The following is a 23,161-nucleotide window of genomic DNA, read 5'->3' as shown; positions in this document are numbered from 1 at the left end:
GATGATATAGATGAATTGATAAATATGAGGCAAAATTACAAAGCACCAACTGTTGGAAAATGGATAAATCATATGGCAATAAGTGATTAAAACAAAGTTAGTGTTGTAAATAAACTAATAGATAAATCGAGAATGAAATGTTTTTAAATGCCCAGATCCTCATACAGAAACCGTTAGAGGTAATGCAAAAAAAAACACTGATAAACTTAAAACATAAATTCGTTTTCATTATATTTGTATCAAACATTACAATAATAAATGAGAGGAAGACCAAATACTTTTAATGACAAAGAAATAATTTTGAAAGCCCAAGAAATATTTTGGAGAAAAGGATACAATGCTACGTCCTTATCCGACCTAAGTAAAGCAACAGGAGCAGGAGCAGGTAGTTTGTATAACACATTTAAGGGAGGTAAAAAGGAACTTTTTAAAAAATCTCTTCAACAACGAAAAGAAGATCTTAATAATTTCAAGATTAAATTAGCAAACAGTGACAATCCAATTAAATTAATTAAAGATTTTTTTTTAAGTGTAGCAATTGCTTCTGAAGAATCGCACTTTAAAGGCTGCATTGTTGCAAACACAATTGTTGAGATGAGTTTTATAGACAAAGAACTAGAAAATGATGCAATTGAAATTTTAAAAGAAACGGAAAAGCTATACACATCTACTATCCTCTTAGAACAACAAAAAGGAAATATCAAATCTACAATTCCAGCAGATAATTTAGGCAAATTTCTAATTACCCTATGGTGTGGAATTAACTCGTTGCGAAGAATTTATCCAGATAAGGTGATTCTTAAACAACAAATTGAATTACAACTACAAATAATCAATTAAAAAAATTTAATTATTTTTTTAACAATCATTACAGATATAATAATGGATTTACAACTAAAAGGAAAAAGAGCATTCATTAGTGGCTCAACACAAGGAATTGGTTTAGCAATTGCACAACAACTTTTAAATGAAGGGGTTTCCGTAGTAATTAACGGACGACACAAATTAAAAACAGAACAAGCAAAAGAAAAACTACAACAACAATTTCCAGGTTCAAATATTTCGGCAATATCCGCAGATTTTTCAAAGAAAAATGAAGTTGAAAATTTACTGTTAGAATTGACCGATATAGATATTTTAGTTAATAATGTTGGGGTTTTTGAAGTTGAAGAGTTTAAAAGTATAACAGATAAGGATTGGTATACATATTTTGAGGTAAACGTAATGAGCAGTGTTCGATTATCTAGAAAACTATTTCCCCTAATGCAAAATAAGAATTGGGGAAGGATTATTTTTATCAGTAGTGAATCGGGTGTGAATGTACCTGAAAATATGATTCATTACGGAATGACAAAGGCTGCAATGTCGGCTATTGCCAATGGACTTTCCAAACTTACAAAAGGAACAGAAATTACGGTTAATACGATTTTGGGAGGACCGACTTATTCTGATGGGGTTGCAGAAGTCATTGAACAAATTGCAATAACTCAAAACCTTGAACTTGAACAAATGAAAAATGTAATTTTACAACAATCAAATTCACACATATTACTACAACGCTTTATTAAGCCTACAGAAATAGCAAATTTAGCCACTTATTTATCTAGTCCGTTGTCAATTGCAACAAATGGAGCATCAATAAGAGCTGATTCAGGTGTATTGAAAATAATATAAACACGTACGCACACTGGATCACTATTCTAAAACACGTTGTAGTTCTCCTCTTTTTCAATCTAAAGGTAATTAATACAAACTAAAGAAACATATTGGTAACCATTACCAACCCAAGGTTAAATCCAAGTCAATATTCTGGCTTTTCAAACAACCAAAACACAAATAAAATGAATGAAGGCACCAAAATAAAACCTGACACAAAAAAAAATGTTTTTATTTTAAAATCTATTATTAAAGGGTCTCCCACAACTTTTAATTTTCCTCATAGAACAATAAGTAATGGTTTTTACAAATGATAGAAATATACAAGACCAACGTTCTAAAAAAGAAACAAGCGAAAGAAATAACAAAAAAAATCAAAGCATTGTTTTCAAATTATAAAATTAATTTTGACCTTGAGGATTGTGATCATATTATGAGGGTAGATACTCGTTGTGGAATATTAGACAATAACACCATCATAGAAATATTCCGTGAAAATAATTTTTATATTGAAATTTTACCAGATGAAGTTCCAATTTTAAAAATCTAAAATTCAATCAAACTTCAATGTTATGGCATACACAGATAATATGTCAAGACTTTCTCGGTTAACAGCAATTCATTTTAAATGACGGTCCAATTTATAAGTTACTTTTGAAGCAAAGTGCACAACAACATATTCAACAAAAATTAATTGATTGTGTTAAAGAATTACTTACTAATACAGAACTCAATGTTTCACAAATAGCCTATCATTTAGGTATTGAACATCCACAATCACTTCACAAGGTATTTAAAAATAAAAGGAAATTATCACCATTAGAATATAGAACTAATTTTAAAAAATAATAGACACGACAGCCAAAAACGTATATAGCGTACTCAGTCGCTAATAAATGACTGGTGCATTGCGGGTTAAGAATACGCGGTTTTTTTGTAGCCATCTTTCTGTTTTTACTCATTAACTAACCTAAAAGTTACTGCTAACCTTTTGGTAACTACTATAAAATAATTAGCTAATGTACTTAAGTTTGTATAACTAAATTTTTAAACATAAAAAAATGAAACAAGTATTGCATATAATTTCAAGTCCAAAAAATGAGGCTTCTATGAGTAGAGTTCTAGGGAAAAAAGTTATCCAAAGTTTAAAGGAGAAACACCCACAAGCAAATATTACGGAATATGATCTTTCAAAAATCCATATGCCTCATTTAACAGAATCACACATTAATGCATTTTTTACCCCTGCAGAAGATAGAACTCAAGCTGAAAATGCGGAAATATCTACTTCTGACAAAGCACTGTCTGACTTAATGATAGCTGATATCCTCGTTGTTGAAGTGCCAATGTACAACTGGAACATTCCATCAACTTTAAAGGCATATTTTGACCAGATAGCAAGGGCTGGATTTACTTTCAAATATGAATATAAAGGAGACAGCTTATTACCTACCGGACTATTAAAAAACAAAAAAGCATATATTGTAACTTCTTCAGGCGGTATTTATTCTGAAGGAAAATTGAAAAAATATGATTTTACCACGAGCTATGTTAAGTTTTTTCTTGAATTAATAGGAATTGAAGTTATTAATATTTTCAGAGCAGAAGGACAAGCGATCTATGGACGTGATGAATCTTTACGAAAAGGGATAGAAAGCATTGTTATAGAATAATGTCTGTCCAACCTCGTAAAGAATATGACCTGCATGCTAGAATTGGAATAGCAACTGCAAAATCATTCATCAATGCAGGCGCAATCGTTTGGATTACAGGTAGAAATAAGGATAAATTTCACAAGACATCTAAAGAGATAAATAATCCGAATTTGAAAACGATGGTTTCAGACACTTCAGCCATGGAAGGTATTACAGTTTTAGAAAAAGCATTTGCAGAAAGTAGTAATAAACTTGATGTTTTATTTTTGAATTTAGGTATTGCTACATTTGTGCCAATTGCACTTGCAACGGAAGCAGGTTTTGATGCACAATTCAATACCAACGTAAAAGGCGCTTATTTTATATTACAAGAATTAATACCTCATTTATCTAAAAGGAAATCAGTATTATTCACTAACTAACGACAAATAAACAAACGAATACTACACTGAAATAATTCAAAAAACAATAATTTTAAAATAATACTTATGTTAACTCATTTTGAAAATTTAATCAAAAAGGCATATCCAGCTTTTAATTCAAGAGACATTGATACAGCACTTTTGACGTTTCACTCAAATGTTCAATGGCCGAAAGCTTTTGAAGGTGGTTATGTCACAGGACACGATGAAATAAGAACCTACTGGACAAGACAATGGACAGAAATAAATCCAACAGTTGAACCAATCGGATTTAACCAAAGACTAAACGGAACATTTGAAGTAACGGTTCACCAAATTGTAAATGACTTGGAAGGAAATCTAATCTTTGATAGTAATGTAAAACACATCTACACGTTAGAAGACGATTTGTTAAGAAGAATGGATATTGAAATTGATCAAACAAACTAACTCATAAATAAAAAAAGTGACAAATTAAACGCCGAAATTTTAACTGTTAAGTGTTTACTAATCCTTGACATTAGCCCAAACCGTTAACAGACGTAGCTGTTGCGCAACTCTTTTAAATAAGTGAAATTAAAAAAAATAACCTCATTTAAGTACATTTAAGCGAGGTTTGTTTTTTGTTTTAAGTTGTAGTCTTTAAATATTGAGGCGCTTTAAAACAATTTTTTCAAGTCACAAAAAGCGATTTTTAGACAAGCTGGTACTTTTGCTTGTATTTCTAAAGAGACTTTCCTGAATTCTTTTAAATGTATTAATTAATTATTGTCTAAACTCCAAATGTGAAAGTTTATTTTTTCCTTGAAAAGTTTATTGAATGATTGCGAATGTTCATACTCAGACAGAATTTTATGAGTATGTTGAAAATAAAATATCACTTATAAAAACGAGCGCGATTTAAGCATTAGGAATCCTTGGACTTCACATAGTACGAAAAAAAAATGTCAGTTCTTCAGATAAAGTTGACAATCTGAACTAATAGAATAAGTGAAATGAAAATGACCATAAAATCCCTATATACTTTTATATCATTTTGAAATTTTACGAAATTTTTAATTACCTTTTATATTCTATTATCCTTTTTTAAAATATTTAAAAGACAATTAGTTTCAGCTGCAAAATCAATCAGTTTCAAGGTAATTAATTATCAAACAAATGACAAACTTACGAATACCGTAATCAACCAATAATATAATTTACATCTGAATAAATTTTCCTAATATATTTTGCAATATTCGCATTTATTTTCGATGTTGTAAAAGTTCAAATATTATTTCCGCAAGATGTTTCTAAGGGTAAATAAAATGTCTTTCTTAATAAATAAACTAAATACACCTAAATACATAATAGTCAAACTGCTGACATTCAATTAATTAAATAGATGAATAAAAATAACAGTTTAGTAACATTGTTATATACCTGGTAATTAATAACCGTTTATAAACAAGAACTATCGCTAAATAATTGGCAAAAAAAAGAGAGAACATATTACAGTAAGTAATTTTTCTCTCTTTTAGAACCAGGCTATTTAAACAACCTACAATTAACTTTTAAAACCTGATAAATAAATCAAGCCTATTCACTAATTATTTCAAACTACGATTAATCAATTTTAAAGGTATTTGGAAACTGAGCAATGTTTTTGTCTTTCCAATCTTGTTTTAATTCAACAGGATCAAACCATAGTGGCTCTTCGTGACCTTCGCTCCATTTTTTAGCTCCGGCTACCATAATATTAAGTTGCTCAGGATGTTGCTTACTTATGTCATTCTTTTCACTTATATCCTCATTAATATTATATAATTTCCACGGTCCGTCGTAGGCTTTTGTAACTTTCCATCGGTCTAATCTAACTCCTACATCTGAGAAACCCGAGCGGTGACGCATAGCACTAAATAAAACAAGCATTAACTATCTTCATAATGTTAATATATCCATAAAAAAAAGAGTGAGGAATGGTCAGAAAAAAAAACAAAAATCTAAGCATTCAAGATTCGATAAAGTTCTATAAAATGGAAAAGTTAGGGTAAATATAAAAAAAATAGCAATTTTCATAACCCTGAGTTCATGAGTTCAAATCTCATTCTCGCTACACAAGCAAACTCTTAAACAGCAATTGTTTAAGTTTTTTTTTATACTTTCAATCAAGTAAAAAAGCATTTCAAAATATTAGGAGTGAGGAATTTTGTCCAAATATCTTTATTTCGACAGCCCCTCTTTCAACTACCGATAAAATTTGAGGATCTATATAATATGATTCCAATACTTTTGCAGTCGAATGTGAAGTTAGTAACCCTGTTTCTTTTTGCATTACTTGATGCCCCCATGTAATGTATGTTTTCCTTAAACTTTTCAAACTAATATCTTTTTCAATGCCCGCTCCATTTTTATAATGTGTAAAAGATTTTGAAATTGAATCCATAATTGTTTTTGATTTTAATTATTAAAACATAAAATAATTAATAAGATGGAACTCAACAGTGATCTATAGACTACGTTCCATGCGAATAATACGTAAAGACAATTGTATACTTAAAAAAATCATTAGAGAATCTCATCATCGACTTTGATATAAAACAATAAACTTGGTAATACTATTAAAAGTAAAGGCATCGCGATTAGAAAACCACCTATTACTGCAATTGCTAAAGGTTGATGCAATTCTGAACCTGTACCTATACCAATCGCCAAAGGCAATAAAGCAATAATGGCTCCTAAAGCAGTCATTAATTTTGGTCGCAAACGTGTTGAAATCGCATAGACCAAAGATTGCTTTTTATTCTTCGAACTAATAAAGGTTTCTTTAAATTGTAAATAAGTAAAAATAGCATTTTCACTAATAATTCCAACAATCATAATCAATCCTGTATAGCTACCAACATTTAATGGTGTGTGTGTCAAAAACAATAATAAATAACTTCCAGCAATACCCAGAACTGAAATAAAAAGCAGGATGAAAGCCACTTTTAGATTTCGAAACAGAAATAACAAAACGCCAAAAACTAATAAACACGAAGCCATCAAAATAAGCAATAATTCCTTAAACGATTGTTGTTGGTCTTTGTATGTTCCAGCATAATCAATATAATAGCCACTCGGGAGAGTAACTTTGCTAGATACTTCTTTTTTAATATTTTGCATCACCGTACCTAAATCTTTATTGTCTAGCCTTCCGGTAACAACGCACATCATCTGCAAATTTTCGCGTTCTATTTCAGCAATTCCTTTTGAAATCGAAATAGTAACTAGATTAGTAATGGGAATTGATTTTCCATTTGGTAAAAAAATAAAAATCTTTCTAATTTCTTCTAAATTTCTATTTTGAGTATTGGGATAAATCATTCGTATGGGTACCGCCTTATCTAATTCTAAAATAGAACCAATCACATTCCCTTCTAACAACGTTTGTAATTGAAATTGCAAATTAGCTGGAGTAATCCCGTATTGAGATAATTGATTGTAATTAGGCGTAATACTTATCGATGGACCGGCGTAAACAATTCCATCAAATACATCAGCGGTTCCTTCTGTTTTTTCGACAATTTGAGCTACTTGTTTTGCTATTTTTTGCAATTCTTGTTGATTGTTTCCAAAAACTTTTACCTCAATAGGCGAAACAGAACTCATTAAATCTCCCAACATATCACCAATCACTTGACCAAAATCGATTCGAAGTGCAGGCTGTGAAGTTTCTACTTTTAATCTAATTTCGTCAATAACATCATTACTAGTTTTAGATCGGTCTTTCTTAAGCTGAACTAAATAATCGCCTCTGTTGGGTTCCGTAATAAAAAAGCCCATTTGTGTCCCCGTCCTTCTGCTATACGCTTCTACTTCTGGAATAGTATGTATGATTTTCTCTACCTCAATTAACATTCGATCCGTTTCTTCTAATGAAGTTCCTGGTGGCGATTCATAATCTAAAACGATACTTCCTTCATCCATCTCTGGTAAAAAGCCAGTTTCTAATCGGGGCAAAATTAAAATTATTGAAATAATTAATAGTGCACAAAAAGCAAAACTCAGTAGCGGTTTTTCGATAAAATAAGTCACCCAATTTTGACTTTTAACTTCGTGATGTTCCGTTGTTGATTTTACTTCAGAAGAGTTGCTCTCTTTCTTCGTAAGCAACAAATAAACAACTGGTAATAGTATCCACGTCACAAAAAACGAACAGATTAATGTGATAATCATTGTATCCGTTAGCACTTTAAAATAAGCACCGGCAACTCCGCTCATTAATGCAAAAGGAAGAAAAATAACAATGGTACACAAAGACGAACCTACCATGGCAGGAAAGAGATAGTGAATTGCTTTTTGTAATAATGCTGTCGTGGGTTCATCAGGATGTTCCTCATGGGTTCTGTGAATTTGCTCTACAACCACGATCGCATCATCAATAATAAGACCTAAAGCGGCAGCGATTGCGCCCAGCGTCATGATGTTAAAGGTTTGTCCCGTAAAATATAAAACTAGCAAAGTAGCACAAAGTGTTACCGGAATAACAATCAAAATAGTAGCACTTGCTTTAACCGATTTTAAAAATAAAATAGCCACAATGATTGCTAAAAATAATCCAATTAATAAACTATCTGTAACGCTTTTTACGGCGTCGCCCACAAAACTGGATTGCTCATAATAGGGATTGATTTTTATATCCTTTGGAATTATTTTTTCCAGTTCTTTCAGCTTTGCATCCATGTCCGTTGACATGGTAATTAAATTGGCACCTGGTTGCTTAATAATCGCAATTAAGACACTTTCTTTTCCGTTAGCATTTACCTTAATATATTCTTTAGCTTCTTCAATGGCTACCGTAGCAATATCTTTTAGTGTTATGATCCCTTTCCCGTTGTTTATAACTACTAGATTCTCTAAATCTGATTTGGTAGTAATCTGAGCATCCGTTAAGGTTAAATATAAAAAGCGATTGTCTGACAAATATCCATTAGAAGTAATAAAATTGGTTTGGCTTAAAACCTGAGAAACGGCCTCTGGAGTAATGCCATAAGCAACCATTTTACTCTGATTGAGTTCAATCCAATATTCTTTTTCTTTTCCACCTATCACTCTAACTTCGCTTACTCCATCTACTTGCGAGAGAAAAGGTTTTATCGTGAAATTGGCTATTTTTTTTAATTCAATAGGCGATCTATTCGCGCTTTCCAGTGCGTAACCTATAACAGGAAGAATAGATGGATTCATCTTTTCTACTGTTATTTGAATACCTGCCGGCAAATCAGTTCTAATCTGATTAATTCTAGATTCAATTTGTTGTTTACTAACATCCAAATCAGCTTTCCAATCTACAAAAGCTGAAATTTCGCAACTTCCTCTACTGGTTGTACTACGAACCGTTTTTAGATTGGGTATTTTCTTTATCGCATTTTCTAATGGTTTGGTAACGGTAACCATCATTTTATCTACCGGTTGCTGCCCTGCATCGGCAATGACTTTTATTTTAGGAAAAGTAATTTCTGGAAATAAACTGGTTTGCATTTTAGAGTACGCAAAAATACCTCCCAATAATACCAAGAAAATTAAAGTGCTTAAACCGCTTTTATATTTTACAAAAAAATTATTCATTATTTGGCACTTTTTATAATTTTCACTTTGATAGTATCTCCTACTCCATAGTTTCCAGAATTGACTATTTTATCTGCTATCTTAAATTTCGGGGAAATTATTTCTGTTCTTTCTTGGTTTTTTAACCCAATTTGAACTGGAACTTTAATAGCTGTAGAATCATTTTTAAGCAACATAACCCAATACTCCGTTTCTATTTCATTACTTAAAATAGCGGTCTTTGGCAACGTGATTATATTCGATTTATTCGATTTTGGAATACGAACCGAAACGATCAAATTTTCAGGTAAAACGTCATTTGAATTCATTTTTAAAAATACACTTTGCATTTGCGAAGCGGCATCTACAGCAGGAATAAATTGCTTTATTGTAGCTAAAATAGAGGTTCCATCGGGTAAGTAAATCGATAGCTGTTGATTTATAGAAATATGTTTTTTTAATTCGAAAGGAACATTTATTACAACTCCATAATTATTAGAGTCATTGATAATGGCCAATACATCTCCTTCTTGAACATAGTTACCGTTTTCTACATTAACCGCAGTAATAAACCCAGTGGAACTTGCGGGAATTGAAACTGCACTTCCAAAATTTAATTTAGGATCTAATTTGTTTACATCATTTCCCAGTGCAATTGCTTCTTTTGTTTTTATCGAAAACAAACGCTTTCCTTTTGCAACTTTGTCATTCGTTTTTGCAGTAACCGCTGTTATATAACCCGTAATGATTGATTTTATAGGTGTTTTAACTATATAAGAAACCGTTCCAGAAACTTCTTCATAATCATCAATCCCCGTCGTGTCAATAGTTGTTACCGTTACTGGAACAATAGTTTCGGTTTCTGTTATTGCAGTTTCTTCTTTTTTACAAGACTGTAAAAGCAATACAAATAATACAATTATAAAGGGTATCGTTATCTTATTTTTCATTTGTATTCCAATAATTAAGTTCATTAATTAACAGCAGGCGTTCTGTATTATTTTGAGCAATAGCATTTGTAATTGACAGTGAATTTCCCAATGCAATAACAAAGTCTGGAATAATTGCATTTCCAGTGACCAATAATTTATTAAAAGCGTCGAGTAGCGTTTTGTTAATTTTTAACTGAGTTTGCAGTTGCTCATTAATCATTTCGTTTTGACTTAATTTCAACACTAACTGTTCTTGCTGTTGTTTAAACTGTCTTTCAAATTGCTTTTTATAGGCAGAATTGGTTTCTGAAGCTAACTTGTTTTTAGTGATTTGGAGTTTTCTTTGATTTCCATCATAAATAGGAATCGAAAGATTAACACCAACACTATTTCCAAAATTCTTATAATATTGACCCGTTAAAGTAGAATTGTAACCGGCATCTGCTAATAATAGTAAGGATGGTTTGTAATTATTTGCAATATTATGTTTTTGATTCTCTATGCTCAAACTATCAATTTCAAATTGCTGATTGTAAATAGAATGGGCTGAATTGATGAGTTGCTTCAATTCAATTTGGGGTTCGATTAATACAATGTTCGATTTTTCGTTCGTCCCAGATAAATAATTTAGTATTCCTAAATCATTTTCAAATTGGTATTTCATCTGAAGCAGGATTAACTCTTGCTGTTTTACTGTGGATAAAAACAGCAGATAATCGGTTTGTTTGTAGATGGATTTCTGAGTGAAATCTTTAAGAATTTCTAATTCAGAATTCAATAAACCAAACTGCTTTTGAAGGTTTAAAAATTGATTATTATCAGAAAAGGCAACGATATATTGCAAACGAATCGCTTTCGCAATATCATTTTTGGTGATTTTCTTATTAACATCCACTTTATCTTTTAATAAAGAGATAGCACCAAGCTGATTGTTTTTTTGGCTTTTGCCAAATATCTTTTGCGAAAAGCTAACTAACCCAGTAACATTTTGTCCGTTACTAATCGCAGTATCATACCCATAATTATTTATTACTGGTGCATAATTAGCAAATAGGTTTGCGTTTAATTGTGGCTTTAAATTGGCTTTGTACAATAAGCTATCTATTGACAAAGAATTGGATTGATTGTTCAAATCGTCTAATAAAGCTGTGTTCAAAAGTGCTTTTTCGATAAAAAAATTCACCTCTCTTTTTTGTGAAAAAGAAGCAATTGAAATAAGTATCGTTATGAAGAGTAAAAAACATCGCATACAGTAAAAGATAAAAGTTAGAACATCTTAATGAAAAGATGTTCTAATAATAAACACAAGTAAATATTTTTGATTATTAGTCTTTATGTAGTTTTAAGAATTTCCCTGAAGCATCAAAAATCAGATCACAAATTTTTCCATCAATTGTAACTTCCGCTTCGTAGGTAACTACCTTTTTGTCATCTGTTATTTTAGCTGTTTCTTTAATTTTTTTATTAGGATAAGTAGTTGAAACGTAAGCTAGCGCTTTGGCAGGCATTTCTGATTCTTTGATTTCAATTTCGGTAGCTAGCTTATGCCCTGCTTTATCATAGTTTGCAGAAGCGTCCTTTCCATTCATTTTAAACTCTGCTTCAAAACCGTCCTTTTCAACATCCCAATCTACTTTTGTATTTGGATATTCTTTTTGGAAAGCTTCCTGTACCACTTTAGGTACTTCTTTGTTACCTTTGGATTGTGCACAACCTATCGCACTTATTGCAATAGCGGCAAATAAAATTACATTTTTCATGATTGCTGTTTTTTAAATTATTAAACAAATATCTATCATGAATCTATTTCAAATCTATCTTTTAAACTGACTTAAAGAAAAAACATGTTCATTGTTTTCATATTTATACAAAACTGCAATCGAATTTGCTTCTGAGATTTCTTTCACTATCGCTAATCCTAAACCTATAGAATTGGCATTAGAAGATTTTTTTTCAAAACGTTCAAAAATACTAACTTCATTTAAAGGTTCTAAAACACCCGTATTTCTTATATATAGCGTTTCCTCTTTTATCAAAATTGTAATTTGTCCATTATTAACATTATGCCTTATAGCATTTTGAATTAAATTATTAATTAAAATAAAACACAATTCTGAATTAATTCTAAAAGACAAATCCATAGTCGTTTCACAAACAAACTGCATGTTTTTATCTAAAATAAAATCTTCATTTACCATTCTAACTTTTTCAATTATAGGGAGTAGCGCAACCGTATCTGTTTTTTCGTATTGTTGGTTTTCTATTTTAGAAAGCAATAGCAATGACTTATTAATTCTACTCAACCGGCTTGTTGCCTCTTCAATAGAAACTAACAACGTCAATGATTCTTCATTCAACGTGTTTTCTTGAAGTAATAAATCTATCTTACCTTTTATTATAGCTAATGGAGTTTGAAATTCATGCGAAGCATTTTCTGCAAATTTTTTCTGGTTTTTGTAATCACTAATTATTTTTGAAGTCATGTGATTAATCGAAGAATTTAGTTCGCTGAATTCAGTAATTTCATTTGATTCTAATTTTTTATATGGCGTTGTATGTACACTAAAATCCTTTATATAATCTAAGGTATTCTTAAATGGTGTCCAAATGAGCTTAGAAATTCTACTATTTATATATGCTGTCACTAAAAAAAGCACAAGCAACATAACAATAAACACGACCGAGACTACTTCTACTAATTCATCATATTCTATGGTACTCTTCCAAACTTTAATCTGATAATTCTTCCCCTTTACAATAGCGTTTTTTTCTATCATTTTACTAGAAATGTATTCTTTTTCAATCTCAGAATACATCAAAGTATCTTTTATCGTTTGTGGAATAATGCGATCCTTTGCTATTTCTTTTATGTAAACTTCATTATTAACTTCAAATACATTTAAAACAGTCGTATTTCCTTTTGCGATGTAGTTTTGAATTACCTTAACCCTTGTCAACAAAATGGATTCATTGCTTTCTCCAATTTCATTTAGAAGAAAAAAATAGATAAAAATGGCAGAAAATAAAATTACCGGAATGGTATAAAGGATATAATATCGACTTGTTTTTGTTAGTAGCTTCATAGTTCCGTTTTAAATGTATAACCAATGCCATATATGGATTGAATGTAGTCATTACAATGGGCCGCGAGCAGTTTCTTTCTAAGGTTTTTTACGTGATTATAGATAAAATCAAAATTATCAAATTGATCCGCACTATCTCCCCACAGATGCTCTACCAAGGCATTTTTTTGAATAACTCTATTTTTATTAGCAATAAAATAAACTAATAAATCAAACTCCTTTGAAGTTAAATTAATCGGACCATTATTAATCAAGACTTTTCTTTCATCCGGATATAAAGTGATTTCATTAATAACAATTACATCAACTCCATCAAAATTATTGCGTCTAATCAACGCTTTTATCCGAGCATTTAGTTCGGGTAAATGGAAGGGTTTGGGCAAATAATCATCCGCTCCTAAATTCAATCCCTCTATTTTATCGTCAAATGAATTTTTGGCAGAAATAATAATAATACCAGTTTTCGGTCTGCTACTTTTAATGGTTTTTATTAAGTCTAGCCCATTGCCATTAGGTAAAGTGATATCTAGTAAAACACAATCATATTCATATACTTGTATTTTTTCGTTGGCAGAGTTAAAATTGTTCGCTATCTCAACTATGTTCTTTTCAAGCTCTAAGTATCGAGTGATACTTTTTTGCATTTCTATTTCATCTTCAACAAGTAAGATTTTCATAAATTGAGTTTAAATAAATAATTCGAAAGTAAAAGTAGCACGTAAATCTATTCTAAATCTATCGTTTTTCAAAAATACAGATTTACTACAGAATTCAAATTGATCTTTACATGAAAAATCTAACTGTCTTCCTTTAAAAAATGAATTATAAATTCCTCTTATCAGTACTAATATCCTGTCAGTCAATCTGTGCTCAGGAAGTTAAACAGGATTCTATATCCACCAAAAGAATCTCTTACAAAGAATTGATTATTCCATCAGTGCTCATTGGTTATGGCGTAATTGGCATTGAGAGTGATGCTCTTAAAAATTTAAATACCGAAATAAAAGAAGAGGTAAATGAAAATATTGATCACAAAATAACGATCGACGATTTTACACAATACCTACCGGCAGCTTCAGTTTATGGTTTAAACGTAATGGGGATAAAAGGTAAAAGTAATTTTAAAGACAGAACTCTAATTTTAGCTACATCCTATCTATTAGTTGTGGCCACAACATTACCATTAAAAAGCATTACTCAAATACAACGCCCAGATGGTTCATCATATAATTCCTTCCCATCTGGTCATACAGCAACGGCGTTTGCAGGTGCCGAATTTCTTTGGCAAGAATACAAAGATGTATCTATTTGGTATGGTGTTTCAGGTTATATAGTTGCTACAGGTACGGGCTTCTTCAGAATGTATAATGACCGTCATTGGTTAACTGATGTAGCAGCTGGTGCAGGAATTGGAATATTATGTACCAAAACTGCGTATTGGTTGTATCCTAAATTACAAAAACTACTTTTCAAAAAAGAAACAAAAGCGGCGGTCATGGTTGCTCCTTTTTATAATGGGAAGCAAACAGGAATTGGATTAGTAGGTAGATTTTAAGATGATTATCTAAGTTTAGATATATGCTTTTTAAAAACTATTAAAATTTCTGATTCTATCTATATAATTTTAAAATAGGAACAACTTACTAAACTAAATACTTTTGATTTCATTCTGTTTGATAAAGTCTATAATCAATAAACAGCTATATCTTTACTCTATAAAAATAAAAAACATTTTTAAATATGATAAAGTAGTAACTGAAAAACTATCCGTTTATAAACTTATTAATTCCAATTAAATTTGATTAATTTAGCTTAAAACTTTAATATTATCAGTACACGATACCGTACACACTTTTGATATAAGTCTAGTAAAGCGGGGATGTTTTCGATGATTTTTTATGAAATTTAATCGAATTCATAACCCTGAGGTCACGAGTTCAAATCTCGTTCTCGCTACAAAAATAAACCCTTAAACAGCAATTGATTAAGGGTTTTTTCATTTAAAATAATTCTTCACTTAGTGAGGAAATCAAATAAGACATTAAGATATCACACTAATAATGTGAACAATACCTAACCAGACCTCAGGTTCAATCACACTAATCCTTTTTTAATTTTCATTTTTATATCAAGAAAAAAGTATTGTAATATGGTATAAAAAACTGAATTAAAAACAGTACTAAAATAGAAATATAAAAAAAATAACGGCGATAATCGCCGTCAATAAAACACTTCACAAACAAAGTAGGACACAGCATCTTTTGATCATGAAGAATAGAATCATCTGATCCGTTCTGGATAATCTGTGATAATCCCATCAACTTTAAGGTTGATCATCTCATCAATGTTAGCTTTTTCGTTTACCGTCCATGGGATTAACCTCATCTTCTTTTGTTTTACGGAATCTACAAACGCTTTGTTTTTGACCAATTTAAAATTGGGGCTGTAAATCTCTGGTGTAAATTTTAGTTTAGCTATATTCTTGGAAATCCCTTCATCAGAAACTAAATACGCCAATTCCACTTTTGGATAAATTCGGTTCATTTCATTTAGAATGTTTTCATCAAAGGATTGAATATTGATTTTATTCACAATTCCCTTTTCCTGAATAACATCCATCACCATTTTAATAAATTTTAAAGGCTTCGGTTGCGATTTGTCATACTCCGATACGATTGATTTTATTTCAATATTGTATTTTACCGGTGGAATATTATGTGATTTTACATAAGTTTCAACGCTATTAATCACTTCAGAAAGTAAGGGCTTATAACTTTTGATTTTTTCTTGTTCCGGAAAGTTTCTGTTTCCTTTAGACCCAATATCAAACATCCTGATCCTATCATAAGTCATTTCATAAAGATTAAAGTTGTTCTCTTCTGCTTTAGAAATAGATTTTCCCGAAGGGGTTAGTACATATAGTGAAGACATATAAGGCTCATGCGAAACGACTACTTTTCCATCTTTCGAAATCACTACATCCATTTCGATAACATCCACCCCTTTTTCTATTGCCTTTAAAAAAGCCGAAATACTATTTTCTGGGGAATGTCCGCGTTGACCGCGATGGCCTTGAACTTCAATTTTAAAAGAATCTACTCTCTTTTCGCTGACTGCTTTTTTGTCTTCAGTAATTGATTTGCAGGATGTGCCTGCAAAAATGATACAGACTAAAAAAAAATTATAAAATTTCATTTTTTTGATTTTATTGATTTTATTATTAATTTATCAACCTGAACTTGATCTTAAATTAAACAGGCTCAGGTTGACTATTAAAAATGCTTTAAATAAAAAATAATACTCTTTATTTCTCGTTTTCTAACCTATAACTACTGTTTCCTTGGAATGTTTTTCCGAACATATTCGTGGCTTTTATTTCGATACGATGTTCACCAGTTTCTAGATTAGTTGGAATTTTCCCTCTCCAAAGATGCTTGCTTGCTATAGGATTAGAGGAGCGTTTTCCTGGAATTAACTCTTCAGAAAGATCCCATTCATAAACATCAATCGCATAGGTTGGATCTATTTCTTCTACATATTCCATCATTTTCCATTCGCCTTGGTCTATACGATATTTTACAGTATCATCCTTGCTTCCCATAAAGAAATTTACATAAATACCCGCTTTGGTTCCTCTACCTTTAGCCATTACTTTTGGCGCAAAAACATCCATCTGGTACTCTTTCGGCTTCCCTGCTACTTTGTAATCAAGACTGTAGCTATTACCACTGAAATGAACAAAAGCATAGCCTTTTGGGGTACCATCTCGCATGGTCGAAACAGGAATTCCTGCTTCATTGAGTTTTCCGGAATACCAATCCCCTGAAGTTGTGCCAACATTGTACTCATGATGCTGTTTATCCCGTTGCCATCCTTCTTTTTTGTTGAAAAAATCCTGACGCTGAATATGAGTATGTGCCGATAGCGAAAGAGTGTTAGGAAAATCTTTCAAAATTTCAAATAATCGTGCACGGTCTTCATCTCTGAACGTATCTTCTTCGGTAGGCTCTGTTAACGGAATATGGAAAGCCAAAACAATCAGGTAATCTTTAGGTACCTTGTTAAGATCATTCTCAATAAACTTTAGTTGATCTTCCGTGAATCCGCCCCAATACCCTTTTCCGTCTCGAGGATCAGGATACAGAATATCGTCTAGAATTATAAAATGAGTTTTCGCATAATTAAAGGCATAATTTGCAGGTCCAAAATGAGCCTCGAAAGTTTCATCGGCCATTTTATCATTTTTTGCATCAAAATTCAAGTCGTGATTTCCAATGACATTATACCAAGGAATCCCTATTTTTTTTACTGTTTGAATATAAGGATCGAACAAGTTCAGGTCATTTCCAACTAAATCTCCCAAACTTAATCCGAAAGGAACATTTTTAATCCCTTCTACCTCGGCTACAATTCCTTTTGCAAAAAAAGCCACTTCCTCTTTTGTATAAGGCTGAGGATCTCCGAAAACAAGTGCCGTAAACTCCTCCTTCTCTTCCTGTTTTATTAAACCAAAATCTACTGACTTTGGAAGTTTTCCAGTAGGTACAATGCCCTTAAATTTTAATTCGGGAGAACCCTTAGGTTTATAATTGTAAAAGAATTGGGGTAAATTGTTTTCACTCACATTAATTCTATAATTCGATGGTTTTATTACCGAAATAATTTGATCGTCCGCAAGAGGTAATTCATATTTACCTTTTTTATCTGTAAGAACGACCTCGATACCATTGGTAACAGCTACATTGGGAATTCCATTTTCCTTACGATCCTTTTTTGCGTTTTGATTAACATCCTCAAAAACATAACCCTGAACATTTGATTGCGCTACAGTTCCTATTGAAAATAGCAAAACACAAATTGATACTATTGATTTCTTCATTTACTTATTTTTAAAATATTAGTTATCCCACCAAACTTTGGTATTAATATCGTCACTGCCCCCCAAGAGTTCCAGCGCTTTGCGATAATTTTGAGTATTATTTATTTGAACATCCGTATTATAGGTAAACCTTGAAGGCATTTCACCGTTGTTTTCCATAGCCACTGTTTTGGGAAGGACTGGAAATCCAGTTCGTCTGTATTCAAACCATTGCTGATAATCAACAAAATAAAGAGCATAATACTTCTGAACCATTATTCTTTCTAAAGTTCCATTATAAGATGCCATTGGGTTATCAAAATAATTTGCGGGCACTACCGCATCCAATTGCTCCATTGCCGCTTTTACACCTTTGATGTAATGCTCTTCTGGGTTTGCAATAAATCCTTTTTGAGCGACTTCTGCTTTAATAAATTCCACTTCAGAATAGGGTAAAATAACTATTTTCATTGGATTTGTGACTTGCTCTATATTGAAAGTCGAAGCATCATATTTAAATTGAGATTCGGCTCCTTCATAAGCGCTAGGAATTCCTTTGTAACCAATTGGTTTACTATTAAAATCACTGGCAGTAGTAGCAATAATAGGTCTTCGTGGATCTTCTAGAAGGTTCAGGTTGTCAATAAAGAACTCCCCTATTTTTACACTCAACCTGAAATCCTGCGGCCTTCCCCAAGGAGATACATTTGGTGTAACACCAGTTACCTGAAGTATTGCCGATTCTTGAGTATTTTCAAAAACAGGATATTGGGTCGGATTCTGAATCATGCTGGCAAGTTTTTGAAAAGCATTCGTTTCCGTTCTATTCGAGATTCTTAATAATAATCTTAGATGTAATGAATTCGTGAATTTCTGCCACTTTTTAACATCGTTTTTAAAAAGAATATCATCGGCATAGATCATTGAAATCTTAGAATTATAGAGACCATTTGCTCTTTCTAAATCGGCAAGAATAGTTTGATAAATGAATTCCTGTGAATCAAATTTCGGATAAAAATTTCCTTCTTCACCATTTACCGCCTCTGTCATAGGAACAGGCCCAAATATATCAGTTAAATTGGCGTATGCCAATGCTTGCAAAGTGAGAGCAATTGCTTCGTAATTAGAGTCCTCAGCTTTAACAGATGCTAATCGCATTTCCTTTATATTGTTTAACCAACGGTAATACCAGTACCAAGAGGAATTCCCAATACTTTGACTGACATCATATCTATGTAATCCTCCTGAAACACTTGGAAAAGGAAGGGAAACTTGCATTAAGTCGAAAGTAATACTTGCGCTTCTGTCGGCATTATGAGTCGCTAATCCATAAATAATAGGATTAAGCAAGGTGCCAGGACTAATTTGAGCAATTCGGTTTGGGTCTTCGTTGATTTCTTCGAAATCCTTAGTACAAGCAAGACTCATAAAAAGGAGCGTCAGACTAAGGGATAAAATTTTAATATTTTTCATCTTTATGTTTTTTAAAAGTTCACTTTTAAGCTCATTCCGTATGATGCAGGAGAAGGCATTTGTCCCATTTCAATACCAGGTAAAATAGTATCTCCATTTAAGGCAGCAGTTTCTGGATCATAAATTGGAAAATCTGAAATTATAGCCAAATTTGATCCGAATATAGAAATGTCCATACCTAATACTCCCGACTTTCCTAAAAACCGCTTTGGCAAACTGTATTTCACACTTACTTCCCTTAATTTAAGAAAAGACGCGGCAAACGAATTCGATTCAATATTAGCCCTTCTGTAGTAACGAGAATACCAGTCGGGCGTGATCGCTGCTGTGGTATTTGAAGAATAACTTCCATCCGCATTTAGCACTACTCCTTCGCCAATTATTAGGCCTTCTTCGCGTCCTTTTAAAGTGGAGTTTAACTTTCCTTGTTCGGTCAACTTATGATGCGTTTGAGAATATATTATTCCCCCATATTGTCCATCTATCATTACATTCAAAGTGACATTCCCCAATTTAAAACTATTTAAAAGACCCGCTTTCCAGTCTGGACTCGCATCACCAATCAGTTGTATTTCATCAGGATATGCGGGTAATCCTCTACTATCATAGACAATTTCACCCTCCGGAGATCGAACAAAACCGTAGCCATAAATAGCAGTTGTTGTACCTCCTACTTTTGCAATAAGAGTTGCTGTTCCTCCTGAACCAATTTCCTGTTGCCCATTAATCCCATCGGCCAATTCTAAAACTTTATTCCAGTTTTTAGACCAAGTTAAAGTAGAACTCCAGCTAAAATTATTTGCTTTAATTATTTTTCCAGTCATCGTTAATTCTAACCCCTGATTTTTAACAACTCCAGAATTTAAAACTCCCGAACTGTAACCCGTCGTAATATCAAGTGGTACGGAAATAATTTGATTTTTGGTAAGAGTTCGGTATACTGTAGCATCAAAATATAGCCTGTTATTAAACAACTTTGATTCCAAACCAGTTTCATAACTAGTAGTGATTTCCGGTTTAAAATTCGCATTATATAATGTGGTGGGCACTGTCGCAGAACTAGGAAAAGCATTTTGACTATAATATTTACTTGTCTTATACGGATCTGTATCATTCCCAACTTGAGCATAGGAGAACCTATATTTTAGATAATTTACGGCTGAAGGTAAATTAAGTATTTCAGAAAGAATAAAACTTGTATTTATCGACGGATAAAAAAAGGATTTATTATCTAATGGAAGTGTGCTCGACCAATCATTCCTTCCTGTTAGATCTAGGAATATTTTTTTGTCAAAAGACAGGGAAAATAAACCATACAAACTGTTCACTTTATTATTCCTGTCGTGAGTTGTAATAATAGGATTGCTTACTCCATTTGCCAATTTATAAACTCCAGGCACAACTAGCCCCTCAACAGAAGCATCTGTGCGGCGGTACTTATAAGTCATGGCATTTCCTCCTGCTGAAAATGACAAACCTAATTTCTTGGTTAAATCTTTGTTATAACTAAGTAAGAAATCCGAATTAACCTCAACTTTGTTGATGTCTTGAGATTGATAATATCCCTTAGCATATCGGTTGATACTATACGGTCTTTTTTGTTCCCTATCCTGACTATACGTATTTAAAGAAGTCCTTAACATTAACTTTAAATTGGTAGAGAGATCTATATTGGCAAAAACATTTCCAACAATTTGATCACTCAGCAATGGATTTGTTGCTTCATATGCTATCAGGTATGGATTATCTATATAAGAACTAAAAGGTGCTATTTTTTGAATATCCTTTTGTCCGTCTAACCATATTGGGCGGTACCAGTCCAAATCGACATTTGGGTTTTGAAAGATCATAAAATACGCCGCTGAACCGTTATTATATCCAGTTCCAGGTAAATTTTGGCTATTCCTATTGTTGTAATTAATGACTGATCCAATTTTTATTTTTTTAGAAATTTGATAGTTGGCATTAATAGAAGCAGTGATTCTTTCGAACCCAGTATTAGGCATAATCCATTCGTTTTTTTGATAGCCTATAGAAGCTCTCATAGAACCATTTTTATCACCGCCTTGTAGCGTAATATTGTTGTTGGTCGTAATTCCTGTACGCCAAAAATCCTTTCTATTGTTTTTATAAGGCTGCCATAATTGTTTTTCTTTAGATTGACCTTGTAGTTCAGGGTCATATTGGTAGAAAAATTGCCCTTCAAACTTAGGTCCCCAAGCACTACTTGTACTGCCTGTATTTCCACCGTCTGCAGAACTCCCGTAGGAATAATAAGGATCGCCATTACTGTCAAAAGATTTCCCCGTTCCTTGTCCATATTCATATTGATAATCAGGCCATCTTTGAATAATATCTAAGCTAACGCTGGAATTGTAAGTAACCCCCAATCCTTTTGTTTTCTTTCCTGATTTTGTAGTGATAATCAATGCTCCATTGGCAGCACGACTTCCATAAAGAGCAGTTGCTCCAGGTCCTTTTAACACAGTAACATTTTCTATGTCATTTGCATTTATATCTGAAATACCATTCCCATAATCTATTGGAGAATCGTCCCCAGTATAAGCACTTGAAGACCCCGAAGTTGTCATTTCATTATTTATAGGAACGCCATCAATTACAATTAAAGCATTGTTTCCATTCGGATTAAGAGAATTGTTCCCTCTTAGTGTTATTTGTTGGGAATTAATCGGACCCGATCCTGAAGATATGATATTAAGCCCAGCAACTTTTCCTTTTAAACCAGAAGACCAGTTATTGGGAACCGCTTGATTCAAAATATCTGACCCAATAGTGGCTTGTGAAAAACCCAGTCTCTTTTCTTCTCTTTTAATTCCCAGAGCCGTTACAACTACTTCATCGAGTTTATTAGTGTCTTCCGTCAATGTGATTTCCTGAAATCCAGAACTATTGGCTACTACCTCTTTATCTTCAAATCCCATAAAGGAAACAATCAATGTAGTAGATGTCCCAGAAAGCTTTAAACTAAACTTACCATCAAAATCGGTAAGAGTACCGTTATTAGTTCCTTTTTCCTTTACCACCGCACCAGGCAAAGGCAATCCTTCTTGATCCAATACGACACCTCTTGAAATTTGCTATGCTTCATCCATTTTAATTACTGAAATGGTGTTATTTAACTTTTTAAATTGAAAACCAGTTAATGCACTTATTTTGCTTAAAACAGCTGTAAGGTTTTGGTTTTTTACAACTAAAGTTAAATGTTGTTTTGAAGATGAAATTTTATCATCGAAAACAAAGGTAACGTCAGTTTTATCTTCAATCGAAACAAATACTTCTGTGATCAAGACATTCTTTAGATCAAAAGAAAGGCTTGGCTCCTTTGAAATCGGATTATTCAGTGGCGAAGCAAATGCTCCAGAGGCTAAAAAGAAGCAGCATAATCGGAAAATAAACTTTTTTGACTTGAAGCTCAAATATTGTTGTACTTTTATATTCATTATAATTGGCTATAAATTATTTATTAGTAGTCTGTTTTTAAATCCGCCCATTTCTGTTCCAGCAGAACTGGGCT

Annotated in this window: 21 protein-coding genes; 8 read left to right on the top strand and 13 right to left on the bottom strand. The window is 32.2% G+C overall.

Going from position 1 to position 23,161, the window contains the following annotated elements; all coding sequences use genetic code 11:
• The first annotated feature begins 258 nt into the window (after positions 1-258).
• From ACVEGE_RS15415 to ACVEGE_RS15385, 7 genes are all read left to right on the top strand, one after another.
• Positions 259-840: a TetR/AcrR family transcriptional regulator gene (locus ACVEGE_RS15415; protein WP_192501003.1), complete on the top strand. Its 582-nt coding sequence runs from the start codon at positions 259-261 to the stop codon at positions 838-840.
• 42 nt (positions 841-882) lie between these two features.
• Entirely contained in the window at positions 883-1,674 is a 792-nt protein-coding gene (locus tag ACVEGE_RS15410) for an SDR family NAD(P)-dependent oxidoreductase (RefSeq protein ID WP_192501002.1), read from the top strand.
• A 292-nt stretch (positions 1,675-1,966) separates the two neighbouring features.
• Entirely contained in the window at positions 1,967-2,206 is a 240-nt protein-coding gene (locus tag ACVEGE_RS15405) for a hypothetical protein (RefSeq protein ID WP_192501001.1), read from the top strand.
• Positions 2,207-2,310: 104 nt separating this feature from the next.
• On the top strand, positions 2,311-2,505 hold the full coding sequence (locus tag ACVEGE_RS15400; RefSeq protein WP_225738119.1) for a helix-turn-helix domain-containing protein: 195 nt from the start codon (positions 2,311-2,313) through the stop codon (positions 2,503-2,505).
• Between the two features lie 212 nt (positions 2,506-2,717).
• Positions 2,718-3,329 carry an FMN-dependent NADH-azoreductase gene (locus tag ACVEGE_RS15395; RefSeq protein WP_192501000.1) on the top strand — a complete coding sequence of 204 codons (612 nt, stop codon included), beginning with the start codon at positions 2,718-2,720 and terminating at the stop codon, positions 3,327-3,329.
• Positions 3,329-3,733, top strand: coding sequence for an SDR family NAD(P)-dependent oxidoreductase (locus ACVEGE_RS15390; RefSeq protein WP_192500999.1), 405 nt, complete (start codon positions 3,329-3,331; stop codon positions 3,731-3,733). The genes ACVEGE_RS15395 and ACVEGE_RS15390 overlap by 1 nt, the downstream gene beginning before the upstream one ends.
• Before the next feature lie 66 nt (positions 3,734-3,799).
• Positions 3,800-4,162, top strand: coding sequence for a ketosteroid isomerase (locus ACVEGE_RS15385; RefSeq protein ID WP_192500998.1), 363 nt, complete (start codon positions 3,800-3,802; stop codon positions 4,160-4,162).
• A 1,155-nt stretch (positions 4,163-5,317) separates the two neighbouring features.
• On the opposite strand, the gene ACVEGE_RS15380 is transcribed toward ACVEGE_RS15385, so the two are convergent.
• The 8 genes from ACVEGE_RS15380 to ACVEGE_RS15345 all read right to left on the bottom strand — a co-directional run bounded on the left by ACVEGE_RS15380 (position 5,318) and on the right by ACVEGE_RS15345 (position 13,972).
• Positions 5,318-5,623 (bottom strand): hypothetical protein, encoded by a 306-nt coding sequence (locus ACVEGE_RS15380; protein ID WP_192500997.1) that lies wholly within the window; start codon positions 5,621-5,623, stop codon positions 5,318-5,320.
• Positions 5,624-5,876: 253 nt separating this feature from the next.
• On the bottom strand, positions 5,877-6,137 hold the full coding sequence (locus ACVEGE_RS15375) for a hypothetical protein (RefSeq protein WP_192500996.1): 261 nt from the start codon (positions 6,135-6,137) through the stop codon (positions 5,877-5,879).
• Positions 6,138-6,259: 122 nt separating this feature from the next.
• Positions 6,260-9,301, bottom strand: a complete 3,042-nt coding sequence (locus ACVEGE_RS15370; RefSeq protein ID WP_192500995.1) for an efflux RND transporter permease subunit — start codon at positions 9,299-9,301, stop codon at positions 6,260-6,262.
• Positions 9,301-10,230, bottom strand: coding sequence for an efflux RND transporter periplasmic adaptor subunit (locus tag ACVEGE_RS15365; protein WP_192500994.1), 930 nt, complete (start codon positions 10,228-10,230; stop codon positions 9,301-9,303). Before ACVEGE_RS15365 ends, ACVEGE_RS15370 begins: the two co-directional genes overlap by 1 nt.
• Complete coding sequence (locus ACVEGE_RS15360) at positions 10,220-11,395, bottom strand: TolC family protein (RefSeq protein WP_192500993.1); 1,176 nt, start codon at positions 11,393-11,395, stop codon at positions 10,220-10,222. The genes ACVEGE_RS15365 and ACVEGE_RS15360 overlap by 11 nt, the downstream gene beginning before the upstream one ends.
• 142 nt (positions 11,396-11,537) lie before the next feature.
• The gene (locus tag ACVEGE_RS15355) at positions 11,538-11,972 is read right to left on the bottom strand and encodes a PepSY-like domain-containing protein (protein WP_192500992.1); all 435 of its coding nucleotides are present in this window, start codon (positions 11,970-11,972) and stop codon (positions 11,538-11,540) included.
• A 54-nt stretch (positions 11,973-12,026) separates the two neighbouring features.
• Positions 12,027-13,295: a sensor histidine kinase gene (locus ACVEGE_RS15350; protein WP_192500991.1), complete on the bottom strand. Its 1,269-nt coding sequence runs from the start codon at positions 13,293-13,295 to the stop codon at positions 12,027-12,029.
• Positions 13,292-13,972 (bottom strand): response regulator transcription factor, encoded by a 681-nt coding sequence (locus ACVEGE_RS15345; RefSeq protein WP_192500990.1) that lies wholly within the window; start codon positions 13,970-13,972, stop codon positions 13,292-13,294. Before ACVEGE_RS15345 ends, ACVEGE_RS15350 begins: the two co-directional genes overlap by 4 nt.
• A 140-nt stretch (positions 13,973-14,112) precedes the next feature.
• Here ACVEGE_RS15345 and ACVEGE_RS15340 point away from each other — a divergent pair, with 140 nt between their 5' ends.
• Positions 14,113-14,850: a phosphatase PAP2 family protein gene (locus ACVEGE_RS15340; protein ID WP_192500989.1), complete on the top strand. Its 738-nt coding sequence runs from the start codon at positions 14,113-14,115 to the stop codon at positions 14,848-14,850.
• Positions 14,851-15,575: 725 nt separating this feature from the next.
• Here ACVEGE_RS15340 and ACVEGE_RS15335 read toward each other — a convergent pair.
• From ACVEGE_RS15335 to ACVEGE_RS15315, 5 genes are all read right to left on the bottom strand, one after another.
• Positions 15,576-16,490, bottom strand: coding sequence for a glycerophosphodiester phosphodiesterase family protein (locus ACVEGE_RS15335; RefSeq protein WP_192501999.1), 915 nt, complete (start codon positions 16,488-16,490; stop codon positions 15,576-15,578).
• Positions 16,491-16,599: 109 nt separating this feature from the next.
• A complete protein-coding gene (locus tag ACVEGE_RS15330) occupies positions 16,600-18,174 on the bottom strand; it encodes a calcineurin-like phosphoesterase C-terminal domain-containing protein (RefSeq protein WP_192502000.1) in 1,575 nt (524 codons plus the stop codon).
• Between the two features lie 18 nt (positions 18,175-18,192).
• On the bottom strand, positions 18,193-19,626 hold the full coding sequence (locus ACVEGE_RS15325; RefSeq protein ID WP_192502001.1) for a SusD/RagB family nutrient-binding outer membrane lipoprotein: 1,434 nt from the start codon (positions 19,624-19,626) through the stop codon (positions 18,193-18,195).
• Between the two features lie 11 nt (positions 19,627-19,637).
• On the bottom strand, positions 19,638-22,703 hold the full coding sequence (locus ACVEGE_RS15320; RefSeq protein ID WP_225738200.1) for a SusC/RagA family TonB-linked outer membrane protein: 3,066 nt from the start codon (positions 22,701-22,703) through the stop codon (positions 19,638-19,640).
• Positions 22,704-22,724: 21 nt separating this feature from the next.
• Positions 22,725-23,087, bottom strand: coding sequence for an STN domain-containing protein (locus ACVEGE_RS15315; protein WP_225738201.1), 363 nt, complete (start codon positions 23,085-23,087; stop codon positions 22,725-22,727).
• Between the last annotated feature and the right edge of the window lie 74 nt (positions 23,088-23,161).

Source organism: Flavobacterium sp. PL002 (genome assembly GCF_054165825.1).
Note: the sequence above shows the minus strand (reverse complement) of the source record. Positions and strands in the feature narration are given on the sequence as shown.